General features: G+C 54.3%; 1 pseudogene. It reads left to right on the top strand.

The window, feature by feature from the left end:
• Window positions 1–12: 12 nt before the first annotated feature.
• Window positions 13–245, top strand: a pseudogene (locus MXD62_RS09365) (adenine deaminase); the annotation flags it as partial.

Here is a 245-nt window from a genome sequence, read left to right as displayed (position 1 = left end):
GTGAAAGATATCATGGAAAAAACAACGGCCCATCCGGTCAAGCAGTTTTTCTGGGCACGCCTCGACCCTCAGGCGCGCAGCAAAACACGCAGTTATGCCTACACCAAACAAGGGTTGTCCGAAATGATCGACCATCCGCTTGTTGTCCAGGGAGGGGAGTTAACGGACTGGCGAGCCGTCCTGGAAGAAGAAGAGGAGATGCTGTTCGGGCTAAAACGTGTGCGGGACCGGGGTAAACGAATGGA

The organism is Frankia sp. Mgl5 (genome assembly GCF_023242985.1).
GTDB lineage: Bacteria > Actinomycetota > Actinomycetes > Frankiales > Frankiaceae > Parafrankia > Parafrankia soli.
This window is presented reverse-complemented; position numbering and strand designations above follow the sequence as displayed.